We start from the raw sequence: 450 nt of genomic DNA on the forward strand, positions 1-450 counted from the left end.
TGCATTTGGTCAAGAAGATGTTACAAAAAAAGCAGTTGATTTAGGAGCGGCTTATTTTATATTAAAACCGTTCGATCTAGAGAGTTTAGTAAACCATATTCGTCAGGTGAGCGGAAAAGGGCAAGTGGTTATGAAGAATACGACAGCCTATCGTACACAACCGGAAGCAAAACCGAAAAATCTCGATGCGAGTATTACAAGCATTATCCATGAGATTGGTGTACCTGCCCATATTAAAGGATATTTGTATTTAAGAGAAGCTATTGCAATGGTTTACAATGATATAGAATTATTGGGCTCGATTACAAAAGTATTATATCCTGATATTGCTAAGAAATATAATACAACAGCAAGCCGAGTAGAGCGAGCTATTCGACATGCGATTGAGGTTGCCTGGAGTCGAGGAAATATTGAATCGATTTCATCCTTGTTTGGCTATACGGTCAGTAT

1 protein-coding gene is annotated in these 450 nt (G+C 37.8%); it reads left to right on the forward strand.

Annotation, left to right across the window (positions count from 1 at the left end; genetic code table 11):
• Nucleotides 1–450 (forward strand): sporulation transcription factor Spo0A (gene spo0A / locus V7068_RS20025; RefSeq protein ID WP_499714246.1); only part of this gene is annotated, 450 nt, incomplete at both ends.

This window comes from Bacillus sp. JJ634, assembly GCF_036962285.1.
Taxonomy (GTDB): domain Bacteria; phylum Bacillota; class Bacilli; order Bacillales; family DSM-1321; genus Peribacillus; species Peribacillus asahii_A.